The 23,073-nt window shown below is 33.3% G+C and carries 18 protein-coding genes and 2 tRNA genes; 19 read left to right on the top strand and 1 reads right to left on the bottom strand.

Going from position 1 to position 23,073, the window contains the following annotated elements; genetic code table 11:
• Positions 1–271 precede the first annotated feature (271 nt).
• The 17 genes from DWW96_RS12500 to DWW96_RS12420 all read left to right on the top strand — a co-directional run bounded on the left by DWW96_RS12500 (position 272) and on the right by DWW96_RS12420 (position 17,018).
• Complete coding sequence (locus tag DWW96_RS12500; RefSeq protein WP_022089181.1) at positions 272–1,981, top strand: LysM peptidoglycan-binding domain-containing protein; 1,710 nt, start codon at positions 272–274, stop codon at positions 1,979–1,981.
• 108 nt (positions 1,982–2,089) lie between these two features.
• A complete protein-coding gene (locus tag DWW96_RS12495; protein WP_117910640.1) occupies positions 2,090–3,334 on the top strand; it encodes a DUF5711 family protein in 1,245 nt (414 codons plus the stop codon).
• Between the two features lie 42 nt (positions 3,335–3,376).
• Complete coding sequence (locus DWW96_RS12490) at positions 3,377–4,090, top strand: CvpA family protein (protein ID WP_022089183.1); 714 nt, start codon at positions 3,377–3,379, stop codon at positions 4,088–4,090.
• 219 nt (positions 4,091–4,309) lie between these two features.
• Positions 4,310–4,381: transfer RNA gene (locus tag DWW96_RS12485), tRNA-Glu, on the top strand.
• 64 nt (positions 4,382–4,445) lie between these two features.
• Positions 4,446–4,516 (top strand) — tRNA-Cys (locus DWW96_RS12480).
• Between the two features lie 411 nt (positions 4,517–4,927).
• Complete coding sequence (locus DWW96_RS12475) at positions 4,928–5,503, top strand: ECF transporter S component (protein WP_117910638.1); 576 nt, start codon at positions 4,928–4,930, stop codon at positions 5,501–5,503.
• A 124-nt stretch (positions 5,504–5,627) separates the two neighbouring features.
• Positions 5,628–6,173: a TIGR01440 family protein gene (locus DWW96_RS12470; RefSeq protein WP_022089185.1), complete on the top strand. Its 546-nt coding sequence runs from the start codon at positions 5,628–5,630 to the stop codon at positions 6,171–6,173.
• 89 nt (positions 6,174–6,262) lie between these two features.
• Positions 6,263–7,999 carry a hypothetical protein gene (locus DWW96_RS12465; RefSeq protein ID WP_117910637.1) on the top strand — a complete coding sequence of 579 codons (1,737 nt, stop codon included), beginning with the start codon at positions 6,263–6,265 and terminating at the stop codon, positions 7,997–7,999.
• A gap of 102 nt (positions 8,000–8,101) precedes the next feature.
• Entirely contained in the window at positions 8,102–8,290 is a 189-nt protein-coding gene (locus tag DWW96_RS12460) for a DUF951 domain-containing protein (protein ID WP_117910636.1), read from the top strand.
• Between the two features lie 252 nt (positions 8,291–8,542).
• Positions 8,543–8,899, top strand: a complete 357-nt coding sequence (locus DWW96_RS12455) for a GntR family transcriptional regulator (protein WP_117910635.1) — start codon at positions 8,543–8,545, stop codon at positions 8,897–8,899.
• The gene (locus tag DWW96_RS12450; RefSeq protein WP_117910634.1) at positions 8,899–9,597 is read left to right on the top strand and encodes an ABC transporter ATP-binding protein; all 699 of its coding nucleotides are present in this window, start codon (positions 8,899–8,901) and stop codon (positions 9,595–9,597) included. The genes DWW96_RS12455 and DWW96_RS12450 overlap by 1 nt, the downstream gene beginning before the upstream one ends.
• Entirely contained in the window at positions 9,591–10,370 is a 780-nt protein-coding gene (locus DWW96_RS12445; protein WP_117910633.1) for a hypothetical protein, read from the top strand. Before DWW96_RS12450 ends, DWW96_RS12445 begins: the two co-directional genes overlap by 7 nt.
• A 117-nt stretch (positions 10,371–10,487) precedes the next feature.
• Complete coding sequence (gene rpsF, locus DWW96_RS12440; RefSeq protein WP_022089191.1) at positions 10,488–10,778, top strand: 30S ribosomal protein S6; 291 nt, start codon at positions 10,488–10,490, stop codon at positions 10,776–10,778.
• Positions 10,779–10,804: 26 nt separating this feature from the next.
• On the top strand, positions 10,805–11,254 hold the full coding sequence (locus tag DWW96_RS12435) for a single-stranded DNA-binding protein (RefSeq protein ID WP_117910632.1): 450 nt from the start codon (positions 10,805–10,807) through the stop codon (positions 11,252–11,254).
• Between the two features lie 54 nt (positions 11,255–11,308).
• A complete protein-coding gene (gene rpsR / locus DWW96_RS12430) occupies positions 11,309–11,572 on the top strand; it encodes a 30S ribosomal protein S18 (RefSeq protein WP_022089193.1) in 264 nt (87 codons plus the stop codon).
• 244 nt (positions 11,573–11,816) lie between these two features.
• The gene (locus tag DWW96_RS12425) at positions 11,817–13,670 is read left to right on the top strand and encodes a leucine-rich repeat protein (RefSeq protein WP_117910631.1); all 1,854 of its coding nucleotides are present in this window, start codon (positions 11,817–11,819) and stop codon (positions 13,668–13,670) included.
• A gap of 582 nt (positions 13,671–14,252) precedes the next feature.
• Complete coding sequence (locus DWW96_RS12420) at positions 14,253–17,018, top strand: glycoside hydrolase family 3 protein (protein WP_117910630.1); 2,766 nt, start codon at positions 14,253–14,255, stop codon at positions 17,016–17,018.
• Positions 17,019–17,230: 212 nt separating this feature from the next.
• Here DWW96_RS12420 and DWW96_RS12415 read toward each other — a convergent pair whose 3' ends face one another.
• Positions 17,231–18,361: a glycosyltransferase gene (locus DWW96_RS12415; protein ID WP_158562712.1), complete on the bottom strand. Its 1,131-nt coding sequence runs from the start codon at positions 18,359–18,361 to the stop codon at positions 17,231–17,233.
• A 354-nt stretch (positions 18,362–18,715) separates the two neighbouring features.
• Between DWW96_RS12415 and DWW96_RS12410 the strand changes: the two genes are divergently transcribed.
• The gene (locus DWW96_RS12410) at positions 18,716–21,013 is read left to right on the top strand and encodes a hydratase (RefSeq protein ID WP_117910628.1); all 2,298 of its coding nucleotides are present in this window, start codon (positions 18,716–18,718) and stop codon (positions 21,011–21,013) included.
• Positions 21,014–21,035: 22 nt separating this feature from the next.
• Positions 21,036–22,991, top strand: coding sequence for a 1,4-alpha-glucan branching protein GlgB (gene glgB / locus DWW96_RS12405; protein ID WP_022089198.1), 1,956 nt, complete (start codon positions 21,036–21,038; stop codon positions 22,989–22,991).
• Positions 22,992–23,073: the final 82 nt, after the last annotated feature.

The following is a 23,073-nucleotide window of genomic DNA, read 5'->3' as shown; positions in this document are numbered from 1 at the left end:
GGTATATTTGTATAGTGATTAAAAGAAATAACATTTAAGTCTCAAATAGTCGGGAATACATTAAACCATACATAATTAATATAAACATAAGAAGAAAATGCGGTTGACAGTGATAAGCTTTTTATAAATAAAGGCCCCATCACAGTTAACCGCATTTTTTCGATGAATGTCGCAAAAGAATTTTTACATATATTTTTACAAAACCTAATTTGACAAATTGTGCTTTTTTCATGTGCTATATTCTACAAGAAATAAATGTAGAGGAGGGCTCATGATAGAGATGGTTTATAATGGAAAAGAATCCAAAGGACAAAGTGAAGTAAGGTTGCCAAAAAACATTCGCCAAATTGGTGACAACAATTCTAAAAAGAAAATATATGTAGAAGATTATGTAATGAGCAACTTAAAAAAGGAACCGGAAAATGAAGATAACATAAGATATGGTGTTCTTCTTGGTGAAACAAAAAAGGTAAAAGGTTATTCATACATATTTGTAAAAGGAATGGCAGAAGTAAACGACGTAATCGAAAACAGCATAATATTTAACGATGAAATTTGGACGAACCTATATAAAGATATAAAAAGATACTTTGATGAATTCGATATTGTGGGCTGGTTCATATCTGTTCCGTACAGAGTAAAAGATGATATGTCAGGAATAAAGAAAATACATCTTGATAACTTCGCCGGAAATGATAAAGTCTGCTTTTTAAGTGATAGAACGGAAAATGAAGATGGATTTTTTGTGTATGAAAATGGAAATTTGAACAGACAAAGCGGCTATTACATATATTATGAAAAAAATGAGAAAATGAAAAAATATGTGAGGGAGAGGGAACAAAATAAAAATAGTATCAATGAAAATCTTAAGGAAAATATAAAAAATAATAAAAAAACAGATGGTAAAATAATAAAGGAAAATGATGAACAATTAATAAAAGAAGAGGCAAATAAATATAATGGAGAAAATGAAAATCATAGCGTTGTAATGAATAAAGCTTCGTCTAAAAGTAAAAATCAAAAATCAGAAAACGATGAGGAGGCAAACACAAAGAGCGGGCAGACGATAGAAATGCCTGACATTTTAGGAAAAAAGAAAAAGGACATATATGCTAATAAGCAGGTTGATAACAAAACGGAAACACCTGAAAAATTAAATGTAAAAAATAAGCAGAAACGCATTGCAGAAAAAAACAGCAGAATTTCGGATTCGTTTCAGCTTAGAAAAGCTATAAGTGAAAGAAAAAAAGAAATTGAAAACCAACATAAAAATGGAAGTGAAAATTCAGGCAAAGTCAGCAAAGTAGCGGTTGGAATCAGTGGTTTGCTAATAATTGCTCTTTTACTGTCAACAATTGTTATGCTAAATAATTATGGTGAATTAAAAAATATAAAAACATCATTGGAAAATATAAATGACAACAAAAATTCTCAGGCAGTAAATCAGATAATAGATTCACTATCAACATCAGAAAGCACGGAGAATAACAACGAAACAAAATCTGATAGTAAGAAAGAAAAGAATGACAAAAAGAATACACAGCAAAAGCAATCTGAAAATGGGCAGAACGATGATTCTTCACAGACCAATTCAGATGATGGACAAAATTCATCACAACCTAAGACAGATGATATGCAGAATGATAATTTATCGCAGACGCAGCAATCTGAATCACAGGATAATAGCGGATTAACGCAGCAGAATAATTCATCAAACACACAATCCGATATACAGGATAATGCCCAATCACAACCAAATAATGATGGAACAGGAACGGAAACTGAACCACAAAACAAATCAACAAATGTACAGGCAGGCATATATGGAGGAGCAATTCATACAGTAACTCCCGGACAAACCTTATATGATATCAGTATGACATATTATGGAAATAGTGATATGGTTGACAGAATAAAGGCTTTTAACGGAATAGGAGACGATTACAAAATAATAGAAGGTCAGCAGATAAAATTGCCATAAAAAAATATATATTGTATAATCTGAATAAAATGTACATTGTGCATTGAAGTATAAAAGAATATAATTGAGGAAAACTGAAACGCAGATAAGGTACAGGAAGTAAGAAAAGTGAAGTTAGCAAAGAAAAGAAGAAAACTCAGAGTGATTAGACCTGATACAGTAATTGAGTCAGAAAAATCACGGGAAGATAAATCAAGAAATCTAAAAATAAAGGTAATAACAATAATTGGAATTGTATGCGCATTACTTTTAGCAATATATTTATTTTGTGTTTATCGCACATACAATAACTACAAAGTCAGAAAGACAATAAAGATAGAAACAGGAACAAACAGCCAGTATCAGGCGTTTGGCGAATTTGTAGTAAAATATAGTAACGATGGAATTTCGTACATCAATGGAACAGAAACCATTTGGAACGAAGCGTACGAAATGAAATCACCAATAGTAGACGTTTGCGGAGATTATTTAGCGATAGCGGATAAGAATAGTAATACTATTTACATTTTCAATAAAAAAGGAAAAGTCGGTGAAGTAAACACAAGTTATCCTATAATTAAAATTGAAGTGGCACAGCAGGGTGTGGTTGCGGCACTTTTAGAAGAAGCAAGTGCAAATTATATTGAATTATATGATAAAGAAGGAAATCTTATCGTTTCACACAAATCATTGCTTAGTGAAAATGGATTCCCATTATCGTTTTCAATTTCAAATGATGGTGAGAAAATGATGACATCGTACTTATCAATTAAGGAAGGAAGTACTGAAAATCAGGTAATTTTCTATAACTTTTCAAATGTAGGTAAAGACGAAGTTGACAGAGTGGTAGGCACATTTAATCAATATGGAGAAACTATAGTACCTGCAGTATATTTTGTGTCAAATGAAGATGCGATAGCGATTGGTGATAATGTTCTTACTATATATAAGATGAAAGAAAAGCCAACAATTAGAAAAGAAATAAAATTTGATAAAGAAATACAAAAGGTATTTTATAATGAAAAATATGTAGGACTTATATTTGAAAACTCAAAAGGGGATACTCCATATAAAATGGAAGTGTATTCTTTGAGTGGAGAAAAAATCATGTCTAAGGAAATAGAGATGAATTTGGACCATGTCAAATTTGCAGGAAAAAACGTGCTAATGTATGACGACGTTACATGTGAATTGATATCCCTTAAAGGCGTGGTTAAATTTAAACACGTATTTACAAAACAGTTAGACGCGATAGTTCCTATGGAAAGTACAAATACATTTTTGCTTATGACAAAAAATAAGATAGAAGAAATCAGTCTCAGATATAGTTTGAAGAGTCCGGTTACAAAGAATAAACAGACAGCAGAAGAATAAATAAACTGTTACAAGTTACAGATGAAAATAAATGGAGGAAAAATGGAAACAATATTAACAGTTGCAGTAATAGTATTTATCGCACTTATGATATTTATTGGGCAACATAGAGGAATGATAAAGATGATATTTTCGTTGGCATCGATGTTAATAGTTTTAATTTTAGTTCAGATATTAACACCAATTACGAAAGATTTTATAGAAACAACTCCGGTGTATGATGCAATTTCAAAGCAGGTTACACAATATGTGGATGAAAAAATAGTAGATGTATCAGACAGCATTTCCCAGACCGGAGAAACAGCTCAGAAAAATACAATTAACAGTTTACCGTTGCCAAAAAGTGTAAAGGAATCGTTAATTAAGAATAATAATGCTGATGGCTACATAGAATTAGGTGTAGAAAATTTTAGCCAGTATGTAGCAGAATATTTGATAGATTCTGTGTTAAATGCATCTACATTTATTTTGCTATTTGTTGTTTTGACGCTGCTGGTTCAGCTGGTGGTTCATTTGCTTGATATAATATCAAAGCTTCCGGGAATAAATATGTTAAATAAAGGAGGCGGAGCTGTTATCGGACTTATAGAAGCAGTCTTTGTACTTTGGATTGCATGTATAATAATTACAGCATTTAGTGCAACAAGTTGGGGACAGCAGGCATGCGATGCAATTGGAAATAGCGTATTTTTAAGTCTGATATACGACAATAATGCAATTCAGATGTTTTTAAATAACCTCAATCTTCTTGCATAATATTTAGGAAAATGAGAAGAATATCAGTAGATATTGCGGATAAATATTTATGGAAATGATAAAAATATCAGTAAGCGTCGTGAACAAATGAGAATAATATAGAAAATAAATATTAAAAATATTTAAAATAATACAAATATTGAAAATAATTGTTGACAAACACGATACTATTTGATAAATTAAAAAAGTTGTAAAAAGTGGATTGGAAAAATCCACTAAGGCTCCATGGTCAAGCGGTTAAGACACCGCCCTTTCACGGCGGTAACAGGGGTTCAAATCCCCTTGGAGTCATTCAAGAAATTATTCTTGACTGAAAAAAGAACAGTTGCTATAATGTAATAGTTCTATATTTTATGGCGACATAGCCAAGTGGTAAGGCATCGGTCTGCAACACCGCTATCACCAGTTCAAATCTGGTTGTCGCCTCTCTATTTAAAGAAATCTTAGCAATAAGATTTCTTTTTTTATGCAAAGATGGACAGGATGAGGTCGCATCCCAGGGTTCAGTATAGATTCAAGCAGAATAACCGACGGCGAAAAAGTGTGCCATATAAGTGTAAACAAGTCATATATGGTACAAATCAAAAAATAAAGTACTCCTATCACAATCTGGTATTATCAATCACCTTAAAACTGACTATTTATCTAATACCATATATTGATAAAATTACTTTTTGTAAGAATTATATAAATAAAAATATACAAAAAGAAAAAAATCGGAAATAAATTCTAGGCTTAGTCAACTCACAAGCCTAAACAACCTTGAAACTATAAACAAAAGGTTTAATCACAGATTTAACAAGGTTTTATATTTCTGATTAAAACAGGAGGAAAATTATGAACAATTCAACTGAAAAAATTGTTAAGTTAGTTTTAGCTGCAATGTTTGCTGCACTTGGATGCGTAGCAACAATGATTATCAGAATCCCTACTATTGGAACATCAGGATATGTTAACATTGGTGATACAGTAGTTTTATTAGCAGCATGGGTATTAGGAACATTTTATGTAGGCAACAAAAAAGGCAAATTAGTAGATGAAAATCTTTTCTTTGCAGCAGCCGCAGCAGGATTAGGACCGGCACTTGCTGATTTAATTGCAGGATACACAACATATGTACCTGGAACATTTATTATTAAAGCACTTATGGGTATTGTAGCAGTTCTTTTATTTAAGATAATTGCAAAGGCAAATAAGCATTTGGCATTTGCAGTTAGTGCAGTAGTAGCTGAGTTAGTAATGGTATTCGGTTACTTCTTATATGAAAGCACACTTTTAGGATACGGAATGACAGCAGCAGCTTCAATTCCAAGTAATGGAGTTCAGGGAATTACATGCCTTGTATTAGGACTTGTATTAGTTGAAGTTTTAAACGCAAGCAATGCATTTAAGAGCGTATTAAAAGTTAACTAAATAACAAATTATTAAGCTAATAATAAATATAAAAGGAGTTGCTGTAATTTTAGTTGCGGTAACTCCTTGATTTTTTATATAATAAAGGAGTACAATCACTCGTAGAAAACAGGAGGCGATTTTTATGTACGAGGAAATTAGAAAACAGGCAGAAAATGTTGCCAATGAAATATGTGATGCAGGTAAATTAAAAAAAGGACAAATCTTAGTAGTAGGTTGTTCATCAAGTGAAGTTTGTGGAGATAAAATAGGAACAAACTCAAATCTTCAGGTAGCTGAAGCAGTTTTTGAAGGAATTTATAAGGTCACTCAGGAAAGAGGAATCTATCTTGCTGCACAGTGCTGTGAACATTTGAACAGGGCGATTATAGTAGAGCGTGAGGCTGTGCCAAATGCATATGAAGTAAATGTTGTACCGCAGCCAAAAGCAGGTGGCTCATTTGGAACTACAGCATATAACACATTTAAAGATCCTATAGCTATAGAAGAAATTCAGGCAAATGCAGGGATTGATATCGGTGGAACTTTAATAGGAATGCACATAAAGAAAGTGGCTGTACCTGTTAAAATGGAAAATAATATAATAGGTCAGGCAAGGGTAATTGCTGCACGAAGCAGAGCGAAATTTATCGGAGGAGGAAGAGCTCATTACAACGAAGATCTAATGTAAATGATAAGAATAGTTTATTGTAATAAAGAATAAATAAAATACAGGAATAATTTATTTACTGAAGGTTTATATATATGGAGGAATATTTAATGTTGAAAAATTATACTGAAAAAACATCGGTTGCAAAAACGATTATAGCACTAATAGTAGTAGCAATATTAGAATTTATTGCGTTCTACATTTTGTTACCGCCACTTAACATACATGATATAGGAAGCTGGATTTTTCAGGGATTCTTTGTACTATTGTTTTTGATTGCAACATTTTTTTGCAGTAAGGAAAATAATATTGAGCAGCTAAGTGTAACAATAGTATCAAAAATTGTAACGGCTGTTATCGCAATTGGCGTGGTTGTGGTAGTGATTGGCGGATTAACATCTTTAGAAATATTTAACGCTTCAAGATATTCAAGTCTTATCAAAGTGAAAGAATGCAAATTTGAAGATGAAATCGCCCAGACAGACACAGTCAATGATATTGCGCTTATGGATACAAAGAGTGCAAGAGTTGTCGGCGAAAGAGCAATTGGCTCATTATCAGACCTTGTAAGTCAGTATGTAATTAATCAGGATTACAACCAGATAGATTACAATGGACAGCCAAAGAAAGTAGCAACGCTAGAGTATGCAGATTTTTTCAAATGGTTTAACAACAGAAAAAATGGTATACCGGGATATGTTTTGGTAGACCCTGTGGAATTTGAAGCAGAATATATAAAATTAGACAAACCAATTAAGTATACTTCTTCAGCACGATTTAATGATAAATTACAAAGAAAACTTAGATTTGAATATCCTACAGCAATTTTTGAAGGATATTATTTTGAATTAGATAATGATGGAAATCCATATTATATTTGCCCAACATTAACAGCAAAGATAGGCTTGTTTGGTGGTAAAGACGTAAAAGGCGTTGTCATATTTGACCCTTGCACAGGCAAAAGCAAATATTATGATGTAAAAAATGTGCCACAGTGGGTAGACAGAGTTTATGATGGTGATTTGGCAACGAGAAAATTCGACTGGTATGGAACTTTGTCAGACGGATTCATCAACAGCATAATAGGTCAGAAGGATTGTAAAATAACAACAGAGGATTATGGCTACAAGGTAATGGATGATGATGTATGGATTTACACAGGCGTAACTTCTGTTATTGACGATTCATCTAATATTGGATTTGTAATGATAAATGCAAGAACCGGAGAAACAAGATACTTCAAGGCAGCAGGTGCAGAAGAATTTTCAGCAATGGACGCAGCAGAAGGTCAGGTTCAGAATTTAGGATACAAGGCTTCATTCCCTGCAATCATAAATATAGGTGGCGAGCCAACATATTTCATGGTTTTGAAGGACAAGAGCAACCTCGTAAAACAGTATGCCCTTGTAAATGTAAAAAAATACAGCATTGTTGCGACTGGAACAACGCAAAGAGATACGCTTTCTTCTTATAATAAACTTATGAAGGAAAATAATTTAGGCAACAAGCAGGCAATCGATGACATGAACAATGATTTGCCAAATGTAAATATACAGGTTACTGATATTGAGTACATCACAACAGACGGTGAAACTTATGTATATATTTCTGATGAAAATAACAATGTATATAAAGAATTGTTTGCTGAAGATGAAAGCCTTATTTTCATCAAGCCGGGCGCACAGATAACAATTTATTATGAAGAAGATAAGAAAGATGGCAAGAAAAATGCGGACGAAAGTCAGAGCACTACAGATGGTGAAAGTCAGGAAAATGGCTTGGATAATGCAAAATATGACAGCCAGAATATAAAGACAATTGTTAAATGGAAAGCTCAGGGAGAATAAATATAACACATTCTAAAAATTTGAAATTCACGAATTTTAAGAATATAAGATTATATTCTAAGACTGTTTAACAAATTTAATAAATTAAAAAACAGGGAGGCGATTAAAATGGATTACAAATTAGGCGATAAAGTTGTATTGAAAAAAGGTCATCCTTGCGGAACAAACGAATGGGAAATAATTCGCGTTGGTGCCGATTTTAAAATAAAATGTCTAGGCTGCAATCATATAGTAATGCTACCTAGAAAAACATTTGAGAAAAGTGTAAAAAAGTACTTGGGGAATGAGTAGGAAATTGGTTAAATAATGTAAATTATAATTTGAATAATTATCATAAAATAAGAAGATATTTCAGCAATGGAATGTCTTTTTATTTTTTCCAAAATAAAAAAGAATACTAATCCCACCATGTAGTTAATAAAATATTAAGAAAATCATTTAAAAGAAATAGTTGACATTATAAATATATATTGTATATTTGTATTAAGTAACTAATACAAATATACAATATATTAATTTGCGTTATATAAGGAGATGAGAGAGATGCCTTGGAAATTTGAGAGTGACAGACCAATATATGCTCAAATATTAGAGCAGATTAAGGAACGCATAATTGTGGGAGAATATCCGCCTGGAAGCAGGCTTCCGTCAGTAAGGGAATTAGCTACAGAAGCAGCAGTTAATCCTAATACGATGCAGAGAGCGATGGCGGAACTTGAGAGAGAAGGATATGTAGTAACTAATAGAACGACTGGTAGAACAGTAACAGATAATGTGGGAGTAATTATGGAATCTAAGAAGAGTACAGCAATAGAATTAACACATAAATACATTGAGAAGATGGAACAATTGGGGTTTAGCAAAGAACAGATTGTGAAAATTATAGAGGAGGGAAAATAATGAGCATAATATTTGAATGTAAAGATTTGACTAAAAAATATGGAGCTTTTACTGCAGTAGAGAATCTTAATCTTTCTATTGAAAGAGGAAAGATAATTGGCCTTTTAGGACCTAATGGAAGTGGAAAGACAACACTTATAAAGATGTCTAACGGTTTACTTACACCGACTAAAGGTGAGATATTAATTGATGGAAAGAAAGTAGGAGTTGAAACAAAGAGCATAGTTTCATATCTACCTGAGAGAACATATTTGAATGATTGGATGAAAGTTAAAGAAATGGTAGGATTCTTTGACGATTTTTATGAAGACTTTGATGCTCAGTGTGCTTATAAGATGTTTGAAAGACTTAATATTAACATTAATGATAAGTTGAAAACCATGTCTAAGGGAACAAAGGAAAAGGTTCAGCTTATTTTGGTTATGAGTAGAAAGGCTCAATTATATTTCCTTGATGAACCGATTGGAGGTGTTGATCCGGCTGCGAGAGATTATATACTTAACACAATTATAACTAATTACAATCCGGAAGCTTCTGTTATTATTTCAACACATTTGATTTCAGATGTTGAGCAGATATTAGATGAGGTTGTCATGATTAAGAATGGACATTTAGTTATGCATAAGACAGTTGATGAGATAAGAGAAGAGGAAGGAAAGTCAGTAGATGAACTTTTCAGGGAGGTATTTAAATGTTAGGAAAATTATTAAAATATGAATATAAAGCAACTTCAAGATATTTTATAGGATTATATATAGTTTTGGCGTTGCTTACAATTGGTAATAAAATTATGCTCATAATTGAGGACACATCAGATGTACAGTTGAGAGTAGTTGATATATTGTTTGGAATCATAATGGCAAGTTATGTCATAGCTATTATAGCAATCGCAGTAGCAACTGTTGTATTAATGTTAAGAAGATTTTATTTTAATATGCTTAAAGATGAAGGATATTTAACATTTACACTTCCGGCTACAGTAGGACAGCACATTGCAAGTAAAATGATAGTTTGTATTACATGGGTTATAGCAACAGTAGTATTGACTGGAGTTTCGATTTTTGTAGTAACTTATAGTAAAGATATCGATTATGCAAGAGGTATATCTTATAGTGTGCAGAAATTAACTCAATTAGGTGCATGGGGATATGTTGCTGAAGGCATAATTGCAGCAATAGTGACAGTAATAGGTATGCCAATACTTATGTATGCATGCTTAAGCATCGGACAGCTTTATACTAAGCACAGAGTAGTTGGTGCAATATTAGCTTACATTGGATATTACATAATAAATCAAGTTGTATCATCAGTATTTTTGGTTATATGTATGCATAGTTTAGGTAATAGTTACGATATTAGTGCATTTGCAAATCAGATATTTATATTTGGTATAGTTTTATCAATTGTGGTTTCGATTGCAAGTTATATAGCAACTTATTACATATTAAGTAAAAAGTTAAATTTAGAATAAAATTTTCTTGCATTTGCTCTTGAATTATGATAAAATGTCAATTCGTGATATATATTAATTTTCCTTGCTTTCCTAAATGAAATAGGGAGGCCAGAGACCAAAAGGAGGTAAGAAAGCATGAACAAGTATGAATTAGTAGTTGTTGTTAGTGCAAAACTCGAAGAAGAAGAAAGAGCCGCTGAAATCGAAAAGGTAAGCAACCTTGTAACACGTTTTGGTGGAACAATTACTGACGTAGAAGAATGGGGTAAGAAGAAATTAGCTTACGAAATTCAGAAGATGTCAGAAGCTTATTATTACTTCATTCACTTCGACACTGATAACACAGATTGTCCTAACGAAATAGAAGATCAGATTCGTATTATGGAAAATGTTATCAGATATTTGTGCGTAAAGGTTGAGGCATAGGTTTTTGAAACATAAAGAGGTATAATATGAATAAAGTTATTCTTATGGGTAGATTAACCCGTGATCCTGACGTAAGATATTCACAGGGCGATAGCCCAATGGCAATTGCCAGATATACATTAGCAGTTGATCGTAGATTTAGAAGAGACAACGACCAGCAGACAGCAGATTTCATTTCTTGCGTAGCATTTGGAAGAAATGGAGAATTCGCTGAAAAGTACTTACATCAGGGAACTAAGATTGTAGCAGAAGGTCGTATTCAGACAGGAAGCTATACAAACAAAGATGGTAATAAAGTTTACACAACAGAAGTTGTAGTAGAAAATCAGGAATTTGCTGAAAGCAAAGCAAGTGCTTCTAATAATGAAGGTGGTTTCCAGCCACAGGCACAGTCAGCTCCAACAGCTCCAGCCGGAGATGGATTTATGAATATCCCTGATGGTGTTGAAGATGTAGGATTACCATTTAACTTTTAGAGATTAGACGATTAACATAAACATAGTTAATTAGTATTATAGGAGGTCAAAACTATGGCATTTAATAAGAGTGAAAGACCTGATTCTCCAATGAGAAGAAGAGGCGGTCGTAGAAGAAAAAAAGTTTGCGTATTTTGTGCTAGTGAAAACAACGTAATTGATTATAAAGACACAAACAAATTAAAGAGATATGTATCTGAAAGAGGAAAAATTCTTCCTAGAAGAATTACTGGAAACTGCGCTAAGCACCAGAGAGCTCTTACAGTAGCAATCAAGAGAGCAAGACACGTTGCTTTAATGCCTTACACAGTAGAATAAGGTTATATAAAAAGACTTTCCATGTGGAAAGTCTTTTTTTGTCTTATAAAGGTATTTATATAGATAAGGTTTTTTTTATTTCATATCTCCTTAAAAGTCTAAATAAGGCGAAATGTTACAAATTAATATGATAATTTTAATGGTATAATTTAAAAGTAACATGAATAAAATGAAAGAGTAGTGCGTAGAAAAATAAATAATTATAGTGACGCATGAAAAAAATCAGAGACTAAAAGGAGGAAATATGAGAAATTTTAAACAAGTGGCAGCCATGACTCTCGCAGGAGTTATGACGGTTTCTATGGCAGGAGTTCAGACTCCGGCTGCAACAAATACGACATTTAGTAAAGCAGTATCAATGATGGACGTAAGTAATGCTACAGGCAGTGGAAATGTGGGTATTGATATTGCGGGGGACGAAGTGTCGGAGAAAATCAATGAGATTTTGTATAGTGTATACCGTGAGGCTCACAGAAATGACGATGATACAAAAGGTGAGGATGGAAGAACGGCATATAGGGCAGCATGGGATGATCATTCACAAAAACTAGGATTGCTTGAAAGCTATGATGAAAAAGAAGATACATATAAGTACACCGACAGATTTACAATTAATGCTAAAGTTTCAACAGAAATAGTAACTACAACTCAGTTTTCAGTTGAATTGGCAGGAAATATTGCAAACGGAAAAGAGATGAAACTCACAAAAATTGAATATAATAATGGAAATGTAAAAATTGATTTAGATTCATTTGTTAAATTCATGTCAGAATATTGTGGCATGACAACAAGCAAAGTGTGTGAAGCACTCGAAATTCCGGCGTTAAAATCAATTGAATTAGATTCTGTTGCAGAAATTAATAATATGTTAAAGGATAAATGTGGAAAATATTATCCTATTATCGGAGTGGAAGTTGTTGAACAGAAAGACATTGATAATAAATTATTTGAACAGGATGAATTAGGAAAAGTAATTGACTTAAAATATGGAGAGGAAGCAAAAGAAGCTAACTTTGCATTAACAGGTGAACAGGTTGTTAATACAGTAATGAATCTTGCAAAATTAGTGCTGAACACAGCAGATTCTGCATTTGCTAAATTTGAAACAACAAATGGAACGAAGACAACTTTTAAAGTTACAGATGAGCAGGCATCAGAAATTGTATTGGCTATTGCAGATGCCTTATCTTCAAATTCAAAAACTATAGTTGATTTGGTATTCGGTCAGTTAAAAGCTCTTCCGGGATTTGATGAAATATTAACAATGCCTGTAGAAGCAGAGAAATATATTTCAGACAATATGATTGAAAGCCTCAATAAATTTGCACAAGATATTAAAGATATAGCTACAACAGTTACAAAAACTGATGAAGATAATAACGAAATTAAATATAATCCTTTACAGGAAAAGTTAAAAGAAGAAGGAATTAAATTTGATGTAACGGTTAATTCTGATTTGACAGGTGAAAAAGGTTATAGAGATTATAAGGTTGATGGAAATTTTAATTATTCATGCCCGGCTGAAACTGATGGAGAAAGTGTAGAGGTGAAACCGGATACAGTTATAGCTGTTAAATTTGATTTTAACCTTAAAGAAAATGGTCAGCCGCCAGTTGAAAATCCAGCAAATAACGACGGAAAAAATAATGTGACTAATAACAATGCAAACAATACAACAAACAATGATTTGCAAAACACACTTATTATTGTAAAAGGTAAAAAGTATAAAGCTACATCAGCTGCAAATTCAAAGAATCCTACAGTAACATTTTTAGGAAATATAAATAAAAAGGCGAAGAATGTAAAAGTTCCTGCATCAATTAATTATAATAATGTTAACTATAAAGTTACAGCGATTGCACCAAACGCATTTAAAAACAACAAGAACATAAGAAGTGTTGTAGTTGGAAAAAATGTAAGAGTTATCGGAAAGAATTCTTTCAAAGGATGCAAAAATCTTAAAACTTTAGTTATTAAAGGTAAGAAATTGAAAAAAATTAAGAAAGGTGCATTTAAGAATGCTAATTCAAAAATTGTTATTAAATGCGCTAAAGGACAGGGAAAGAAATATAGAAAATTAGTAAGAGAAAGCCGTTAGGTAAATATAAATAATTAGTATAAAAGGCGTTGTACGAATTTAAATAATAGCTCCAGTCATGTTGGTAATAAAATATTTCCGACATGGTTGGAGCTTTTTGATTTGCACCAAAATGCTAAAATTGTTATATATTAACATGGTTGGAACTTTTTTATTGACTGGCTTAATTAAGTTTACCCAAATGCTAAAATTGTTATTTACTAATATGGCTGAAAATTTTTAAATTTGCACCAAAAGCTAAACTTTGTTTTTTATTAATATGACCGAAATTTCTTCTCTTATTTGACCTAAACAATATGAGAAGAATGTTTTAAATTATATGACTTATTAAGAGGAAAATCTCCCTTATAAATTGATAAAAAAATAACAATGTATCCAACTAAAAATAAAAACGTTTCAATTTAACGAGGATTGAAATGTTTTATAATTTGAAATGCCGATAAATAAAGGAAAGTAGCAAAAAAATCAATTAAAAGTCTATAATAAATAAAAACATTTTTATATTGCCGGAATATAGCAATTATAAATTCAGTATGTTATAGTTAAAAACAACAATAGTATGTGATTTCGGGAGGAATTGTAATGAGCACAAATATGTTTGGAGTGCCGGTAGAGGGATTTTCTCAGAAGAGTAAAGAGGCTGCTGCAGAAGGTATTGTATTGTTAAAGAACGAAGGCGGAATGTTACCACTTAGACAGGAAGACAAAATTTCAGTATTCGGTCGACCACAGATTGAATATTATAGAAGTGGTACAGGTTCAGGTGGTGCAGTTAATGTTGAATATGCTACTAACATCTTAGACGGATTTGAAAACAGCAATCTTAACATTGATGAAACATTAGTTGAAAAGTATAAGAAGTGGTTAAAAGACCACCCATTTGATAATGGTGGTGGTGGATGGGCATGTGAACCATGGTTCCAGAAGGATATGCCTATCGATGAAGCATTTGCTAAGGAACAGGCAGCAAAGACTAACAAGGCGTTATACATTATAGGTAGAACTGCCGGAGAAGATAAGGATAACGCAATTTGGCAGGGAAGTTATATTTTAACAGATGAAGAAAAAGAAAATCTTAGAAATATAACAAAAGCATTTGATAATGTATGTATCGTTTTAAATGTGTCAAATATTATTGATTTGAGCTGGATTAATGACGAAGAATATAACGGAAGCATTAAGTCAGTAATTATTGTATGGCAAGGAGGTATGGAAGGTGGAACAGCAGTAGTTGATGTACTTTCAGGTGCTGAAACACCAAGTGGTAAGCTTGCAGATACAATAGCATACAGTATTGAGGATTATCCATCAACAAAGAATTTTGGTAATGAATTTAAGAATCTTTATGAAGAAGATATTTATATCGGATACAGATATTTTGAAACATTTGCACCGGACAAAGTTCAGTTTGAATTTGGTTATGGATTATCTTATACAACATTTGATATTGAAACACAGACTGTAAAAGAAAAGACAGATTCAATCGAATTGAATGTTAAGGTTACAAATACAGGTGACAAATTTGCAGGAAAAGAAGTTGTTCAGGTATATTATGAAGCACCTCAGGGTGAACTTGGAAAACCTGCAAGAGAACTTATTGCATTTGCAAAGACAAAGAAACTTGCACCGGGCGAAAGTCAGGAATTGACATTAGAATTTAAGATTTCAGATATGGCTTCTTACGATGATTCAGGTGTTACAGGACACAAATCATGCTATGTTTTAGAAGCAGGCGAATATAATATTTATGTTGGTAACAGCGTTAAGAATCTTACAAAGATTAATACATACAATGAGGAAGAACTTGTTGTAGTTGAAGAACTTCAGGAAGCAATGGCTCCTACAGAGGCTATAAATATTATGAAGCCTGGTAAGAAAAATGCTGACGGAACTTATGAAGTTACATATGTACCTGTTTCAACTCAGACAGTTGACATGGCTAAAAGAATTTCAGACAATCTTCCAATGGACATGCCAATAACAGGAGATATGGGAATTACACTTCAGGATGTTCGTGACGGTAAAGCAACATTAGAAAAATTTGTTGCTCAGTTGTCTATTGAAGAAATGGCTATAATCATTCGTGGTGAAGGAATGAGTAATCCACGAGTAACAAGAGGAACAGCATCAGCATTTGGTGGAATGAGTGATAGCTTATTTAACTACGGCATTCCGGCAGCATGTTGTGCAGATGGTCCTAGTGGTCTTCGCATGGAAGGAAAAGCAACACAGCTTCCAATTGGAACAGCTTTAAGTGCAACATGGAATACAGAACTTGTTAGAGAATTATATACAATGGAAGGTCAGGAATTATACAGAAATCAGGTTGATACTTTACTTGGACCTGGTGTAAATATTCGTCGTAATCCATTAAACGGAAGAAATTTTGAATATTTTTCAGAAGATCCTTTCCTTTCAGGAAAAATGTCAGTTGCTTCAACAGGCGGAATTAAAGATGGTGGCGCCTGGGGAACAATTAAGCATTTTGCATTAAATGGTCAGGAATCACACAGATTTAAGATTGATGCTGTATGTTCAGAAAGAGCAATCAGAGAAATCTATTTGAAGAGCTTTGAAATGGCTGTAAAGGAAAAAACAGTAATGTCCATTATGACATCATATAATCCGATCAACGGACATTGGGCAGCTTCAAATTATGACTTATGTACAACTATTCTTAGAAAAGAATGGGGATATAAAGGTTTTGTAATGACTGACTGGTGGGCAAAAATGAACGACGTTGTAACTGGAGGAAAAGAGTCAAATCAGGATACAAGAGACATGGTTCGCGCACAGAATGATGCTTACATGGTAGTAAACAACAATGGAGCAGAAATTAATTCAAATGGTGACAATACAGAGGCAGCAATAATCGAAGGAAGACTTACAGTTGGAGAACTTCAGAGAGCTTCAATGAACATCTTAAGATTTATACTTGTAGCACCTGTTATCGAAAGAGAATTAATAGATACAAATGTAGCTGAATACTTCGAATCAGCATCAGATGCAAAATATGAAGTTCAGAAACTTGCAAATGATGCTAAGATTAAATTTGAAGGAACAGATAATGCTACAGTTGAAATTGATGAAGATGCTGAGTACACAATAATTGTACATATTTCATCACCACTTCCAAATCTTTCACAGTGTACAGTAAATGTTCATGCAAATGACAAGGTTATGGTTGTTATTCAGACAAGTGGTACAGATGGAAAATGGATTACACAGAAACTTTGCAAAGTAAAATTAGACAAAGGTTTCTACAACTTAGAACTTGAACATGTAATGGCCGGAATGAATGTAGGCTATATTGAGTTCAAGAAGATTCCTAAGAAGAAAGCTAGATAATAACTTGGAATAATTGAATTTAATCGAATTAGAAATAAATTTGTTAAGTTAGAAATGAATTTACAATAGTTTGAATTTAATAAAAAATGGGATGTAAAAATTCCTTAATTAACAGAGGTGCATTGGCGATTGCCAATGCACCTCTGTTTTTAATCTTAAGTCAATCCAAAAACACTTCCGTTATGGCATAAATCCAGCTGAAAAACAAGCAATCACTGCTTATAAATTACAAGCTTAAACATCTTTTCCATTGCGCTCATGGATTCGGCTAAACTGTATTTTTTTGTAAAATCAAGATATTCTAAACTTCTTTCATTACGTTCTTTTGGATGGTCGAGCCAATAATCTATCTTTTCAGCAAGGTCAGCAGCATCGTTATAATTAAACAAGTTTTTTTCATCTATTGCATAAGCAGGAGCGGCGGAATTAGGTGAATCGTTTATGATAGGAACAAGTCCGCATGTGGCCGCTTCGAGGCAGGCAATGCCCTCAGTTTCTTCGTTTGCAGCATGAACATATAAATCGCAAGTCGCGATAACTTCTAATAATTCAGGCCTTGAATATGTACGAATAATAGGTTGATTTATAAGTCCGCAGGCGTCACGCTCAATTGAAGATTTGTAATCTCCATCACCCGCAAAAATAAGTTGAATTCTGTTTTTATATTTACTCATGTTTACAGCGTTAATTAGTACTTTGTGATTTTTGTGTTTAGATAAACGTGCAATATATATAATTCTAAAATTGCTGTCTACAGGTCTGTGGCATGATACTTTTTTGCTAAAATCAGAACTAATTCCCGAGGAAATAATATAATGAGGAGTGTATCCGATATATTTTTCAAAATCTCTGCATAAAAACGCAGATGGAAAATGTATAGCCTGACAATATTTGTATACCTGTTCATAAAATTGTTTGTAAATTTTCTTTTTATATTTATCTTTGGAACCAATTCGAATAGGACGAATAAGCGAATCTGCCTGACATTGAAAAGTCGCCATTACAGGAATGTGGTGCTCCAAAGCGTATTTTGTAACATATTTTCCAAGAGAAAATGGCGTAATTATTAAAACCCCATCTGTTCCCAAAACAGCCTTCCTAATAACAGAACGCTTTGGCTTCGCAAATACAAGCCCCTGATTGGCAAAACGCTTTTCAATACTAGTTAAATGCTTTTTTTGAGGAACAATAAAACATGAATTTATATCAGACTTGTCTTTATCCGGACAAATAATATTTACAGAATGTCCGTGTCTTGTTAACCATTCAATTAAATTGTAGCAAAAAATTGTGGTACCATTGTTTTCCTCACCTAAGAAATCGCAAACCATTGCAATAATCATAAAAACCCTCCATAAAACTAAATACATAATAAAGGTTTAGTTTCGAATAAATTAGTCACAAATAAACCAAACGATGAAACTAAGTATTATAAAACAAGAGTTTACCTCACAAAATAAAAGGACAAACTCTCTATTTAGACACCCCTTTAGAAAGTAATATAAAACAAAAACTGCTAATTTACAATATAAGAAATTCGACGTGAATTAGAAATGTGTCTATTATGGTTAAAAACATCAATTATTAATGCAGACAAACGTCCGTCGGCATTGCATAAAAGGCTAAAAAAATGTATAATAAACTGAAATACATTCTGAGATTGATATGTATATTTAATGGCATTTAGGAGGACGATAATGATTACATTAAGTAAAGGTGGAGCTTACCTTTTAAACGGTAACGAAGTAATTGAAGTTGGGGACGATTCTGAAGAAATTTTAAAATCAAAATTAGGCCAGAATTATTTAACAAAAGAAGAAGCAGCTAAGAATACAATGGCATATAACATTTTAAACAGCCATAATACATCTGGAAACATGGAAAAACTCCAGATTAAATTTGATAAACTGACATCACATGATATTACATTCGTAGGAATTATCCAGACAGCAAGAGCTTCAGGATTAGAGAAATTCCCAATACCATATGTACTTACAAACTGTCACAACAGTTTATGTGCAGTAGGTGGAACTATTAATGAAGATGACCACATGTTTGGACTTACATGTGCAAAGAAATACGGTGGAGTTTATGTACCACCTCATCAGGCAGTAATTCATCAGTTTGCAAGAGAAATGCTTGCAGGCGGTGGAAAGATGATTTTAGGCTCAGATTCTCATACACGTTACGGTGCTTTGGGAACTATGGCAATGGGAGAAGGCGGACCTGAATTAGTCAAACAGTTATTATCTCAGACATATGACATTAACATGCCGGGTGTAATCGGTATCTATATGACAGGAGCACCTGCAAAGGGAGTTGGACCTCAGGACGTTGCTCTTGCAATTATTGGTGAAGTATTTGCTAATGGATATGTAAACAATAAAGTAATGGAATTTGTTGGACCTGGTGTAAGCAACTTAAGTGCTGATTTCAGAATTGGTGTTGATGTTATGACAACAGAAACAACATGTCTTTCATCTATTTGGAGAACAGATGAAAAGATTAAAGAATTCTACGACATTCACGGAAGAGTAGATGATTATAAAGAATTAAATCCTGGAGCAGTAACATATTACGATGGAATGGTATATGTTGAATTAGACAAGATTAAACCAATGATAGCTATGCCTTTCCACCCAAGTAATACATATACAATTGATGAGTTAAATGCTAACCTTGCAGACATTTTACACGATGTTGAACAGAAAGCATTAGTATCATTAGACGGACAGGTTGAATACTCATTACAGGATAAGATTAGAAATGGCAGATTCTATGTAGAACAGGGAATTATTGCAGGTTGTGCAGGTGGTGGATTTGAAAATATCTGTGCAGCAGCTGATATCTTAAAAGGCAATAACATTGGCTCAGATGAATTTACGTTAAGCGTATATCCTGCATCAATGCCTGTATATATGGAATTAATTAAAAATGGATGTGCAGCAGACATTATGGAAGCCGGCGGTGTAATGAAGACAGCATTCTGCGGACCATGTTTCGGAGCAGGAGATACACCTTCAAACAACGCATTTAGTATCAGACATTCAACAAGAAACTTCCCTAACAGAGAAGGTTCTAAGTTACAGAATGGACAGATTTCATCAGTTGCTCTTATGGATGCACGTTCAATTGCAGCAACAGCAGCTAATAAGGGATACCTTACAGCAGCAACAGATATGGATGTTGAATATAAAGGAAGAACATATCACTTTGACAGCTCAATTTACGCTAACAGAGTATTTGATTCACACGGAGTTGCAGACCCTGATACAGAAATTAAATTTGGACCTAATATTAAGGACTGGCCAAAAATGGAAGCTTTAACAGATAATTTATTGTTAAAGGTAGTTTCAGAAATTCATGACCCTGTAACAACAACAGATGAATTAATTCCTTCAGGAGAAACATCATCATATCGTTCAAATCCTCTTGGATTGGCAGAATTTACATTATCAAGAAAAGATCCTGAATATGTTAAGAATGCAAAGGATGTTCAGAAGGCAGAACAGATTCGTGTTTCAGGCAAATGCCCATGCGAACACTCAGATGAATTTGGAAAAGTATGGAATGGTTTAAAAGAAGCCTTCCCTGAAATGAATATAAACAAAGAAACAGTTGGAATAGGAAGTACAATATATGCAGTTAAGCCTGGAGATGGTTCAGCAAGAGAACAGGCAGCAAGCTGTCAGAAAGTATTAGGCGGATGGGCAAATATAGCACATGAATATGCAACAAAGAGATATCGTTCAAACCTTATCAACTGGGGAATGCTTCCATTTATCTATGAAGATATGGAATTACCATTTGCGAAAGGAGATTACATCTTTGTACCTGATATTGCAAATGCAATTAAGGAAAAGAAGTCTGACATCACAGCTTATGTAATGAACGGAACGGAAAAGAAAAAAATAACATTGAAGCTTGGAGAAATGACAGATGACGAAAGAGAAATAATCTTAAAAGGATGTTTAATCAATTATAACAGAGTATAAATAAGACGAACGGAGGGCCCATATGGAATATAAAAAAATAATAACAAAAGACGATTGTTATATGTTTGGACAAGGTACACATTATGAAATCTACAACAAACTAGGTGCTCATTTAATGGAGATAGACGGAGTAAAGGGCACGTATTTTGCAGTGTGGGCACCAAATGCTGTTAACGTCAGCGTAGTAGGTGAGTTTAACAATTGGATAGGATTTGACCACAATATGGAAATGGAAAATGACTCAGGAATTTGGGAGTTATTCATTCCGGGTGTGGGCGAAGGTGAAATGTATAAATACGTTATTTCAACGAAGAATGGTGACACCTTATACAAATCTGATCCGTATGGATTCTGGTCAGAAAAGAGACCTGGAAATGCATCTAAAGTAGCTAATATTGAAGACTATACATGGAAAGATAAAAAATGGCATGAGAAAAAGGAAAACCACTACGAAGAACCGATGTCAATATATGAAGTACATATGGGTTCATGGAAAAAAGACTTTGTAGATGAAAACGACGAAGACGGATTCTATGATTACAAGAGATTAGCAAAAGAACTTGTAGCATATGTAAAAGATATGGGTTATACACACGTAGAATTAATGGGCGTATTGGAACACCCGTTTGATGGCTCATGGGGATATCAGGTTGTAGGATATTATGCTCCAACAGCCAGATACGGTAAGCCTGTAGAATTTATGCATTTAGTTGATGAATTCCATAAGGCAGGAATTGGTGTTATACTCGACTGGGTACCGGCACATTTTCCAAAAGATGCACATGGTCTTGCAATGTTTGACGGCACTCCATTATATGAATATGCGGACACAAGAAAAGGAGAACACCCTGATTGGGGAACAAAGATATTTGATTACTCAAAGACAGAAGTAGTTAACTTCTTAATTGCAAATGCATTATTCTGGGTGGAAAAATATCATGTTGATGGCCTTAGAGTAGATGCAGTAGCATCAATGTTATATTTAGACTATGGACGACAGGACGGTCAATGGGTTCCAAATAAATACGGCGATAATAAGAACTTAGAGGCAATAGAATTCTTTAAGCACTTAAGCAGTATTATGAAACAGAGAAATCCACAGGCATATATAATTGCAGAAGAATCGACAGCATGGCCAAAGGTAACTGCGGACCCTAAAGACGGTGGACTTGGATTCTCTTATAAATGGAACATGGGATGGATGCATGATTTCCTTGAATATGTAAAATTAGACCCATATTTCAAGAAATTTAACCACAATAAAATGACATTTGGATTAACATATGCATTTAGTGAAAACTTCATATTAGTGTTATCACATGATGAAGTAGTTCATCTTAAATGTTCAATGTTAAACAAGATGCCTGGATATCCTGCAGATAAGTTTAAGAACTTAAAGACAGCATATACATTTATGTTTGGACATCCGGGTAGAAAATTATTGTTTATGGGACAGGATTTCGGACAACTTCAGGAATGGTCAGAAGCAAGAAGTCTTGACTGGTATTTACTGGAAGAACCTGAACATAAAGATTTACATGAATATGTTAAAAAACTATTACATTTATACAAAAAATATCCTGCAATGTATACTGAAACAAAAGGATACGATGCATTTGAATGGATAAACTGTAATGATAATGATAGAAGTATCTTTAGTTTTATAAGAAAGACAGGAGAAGAAAATTATAAGAATGCAATAGGATTTGTAACAAACTTTACTCCTATAGCAAGAGAAGATTACAGAGTGGGAGTTCCTAAAGCAGGCACCTACAAACGACTTCTCACAACAGAAGCAGGAGAAACAAAGGAAGTAAAATATAAAGCTAAAAAAGGTGAATGTGACGGAATGCCATATAGTTTGGACATGCCATTACATCCATTTGAATCAGTTATATTTGAATTCCCAAAAGTAGCAGCTGCAAGAAAAAGCCATGCAAAAAGCACTAAGGGTAAAAAAGCTGTAAATAAAAAATAAATGGGCGAAGTGCCTTATGAATACGAAACAGGCGGGGAGAAATAGCTTCCCGTCTGAAGTCGTATTTAAGCAAATAAAATTT

It is taken from the genome of Eubacterium sp. AF17-7, assembly GCF_003461285.1.
In the GTDB taxonomy this organism is placed as follows: domain Bacteria; phylum Bacillota; class Clostridia; order Lachnospirales; family Lachnospiraceae; genus Eubacterium_U; species Eubacterium_U album.
This window is presented reverse-complemented; position numbering and strand designations above follow the sequence as displayed.

Bases quoted from the DNA above. Each gene is read 5' to 3' on its own strand.
- DWW96_RS12500 (WP_022089181.1), top strand. From the start codon at position 272: ATGATAGAGATGGTTTATAATGGAAAAGAATCCAAAGGACAAAGTGAA.
- DWW96_RS12490 (WP_022089183.1), top strand. From the start codon at position 3,377: ATGGAAACAATATTAACAGTTGCAGTAATAGTATTTATCGCACTTATG.
- DWW96_RS12475 (WP_117910638.1), top strand. From the start codon at position 4,928: ATGAACAATTCAACTGAAAAAATTGTTAAGTTAGTTTTAGCTGCAATG.
- DWW96_RS12470 (WP_022089185.1), top strand. From the start codon at position 5,628: ATGTACGAGGAAATTAGAAAACAGGCAGAAAATGTTGCCAATGAAATA.
- DWW96_RS12465 (WP_117910637.1), top strand. From the start codon at position 6,263: ATGTTGAAAAATTATACTGAAAAAACATCGGTTGCAAAAACGATTATA.
- DWW96_RS12455 (WP_117910635.1), top strand. From the start codon at position 8,543: ATGCCTTGGAAATTTGAGAGTGACAGACCAATATATGCTCAAATATTA.
- DWW96_RS12450 (WP_117910634.1), top strand. From the start codon at position 8,899: ATGAGCATAATATTTGAATGTAAAGATTTGACTAAAAAATATGGAGCT.
- DWW96_RS12445 (WP_117910633.1), top strand. From the start codon at position 9,591: ATGTTAGGAAAATTATTAAAATATGAATATAAAGCAACTTCAAGATAT.
- rpsF (WP_022089191.1), top strand. From the start codon at position 10,488: ATGAACAAGTATGAATTAGTAGTTGTTGTTAGTGCAAAACTCGAAGAA.
- DWW96_RS12435 (WP_117910632.1), top strand. From the start codon at position 10,805: ATGAATAAAGTTATTCTTATGGGTAGATTAACCCGTGATCCTGACGTA.
- rpsR (WP_022089193.1), top strand. From the start codon at position 11,309: ATGGCATTTAATAAGAGTGAAAGACCTGATTCTCCAATGAGAAGAAGA.
- DWW96_RS12425 (WP_117910631.1), top strand. From the start codon at position 11,817: ATGAGAAATTTTAAACAAGTGGCAGCCATGACTCTCGCAGGAGTTATG.
- DWW96_RS12420 (WP_117910630.1), top strand. From the start codon at position 14,253: ATGAGCACAAATATGTTTGGAGTGCCGGTAGAGGGATTTTCTCAGAAG.
- DWW96_RS12415 (WP_158562712.1), bottom strand. From the start codon at position 18,361: ATGATTATTGCAATGGTTTGCGATTTCTTAGGTGAGGAAAACAATGGT.
- DWW96_RS12410 (WP_117910628.1), top strand. From the start codon at position 18,716: ATGATTACATTAAGTAAAGGTGGAGCTTACCTTTTAAACGGTAACGAA.
- glgB (WP_022089198.1), top strand. From the start codon at position 21,036: ATGGAATATAAAAAAATAATAACAAAAGACGATTGTTATATGTTTGGA.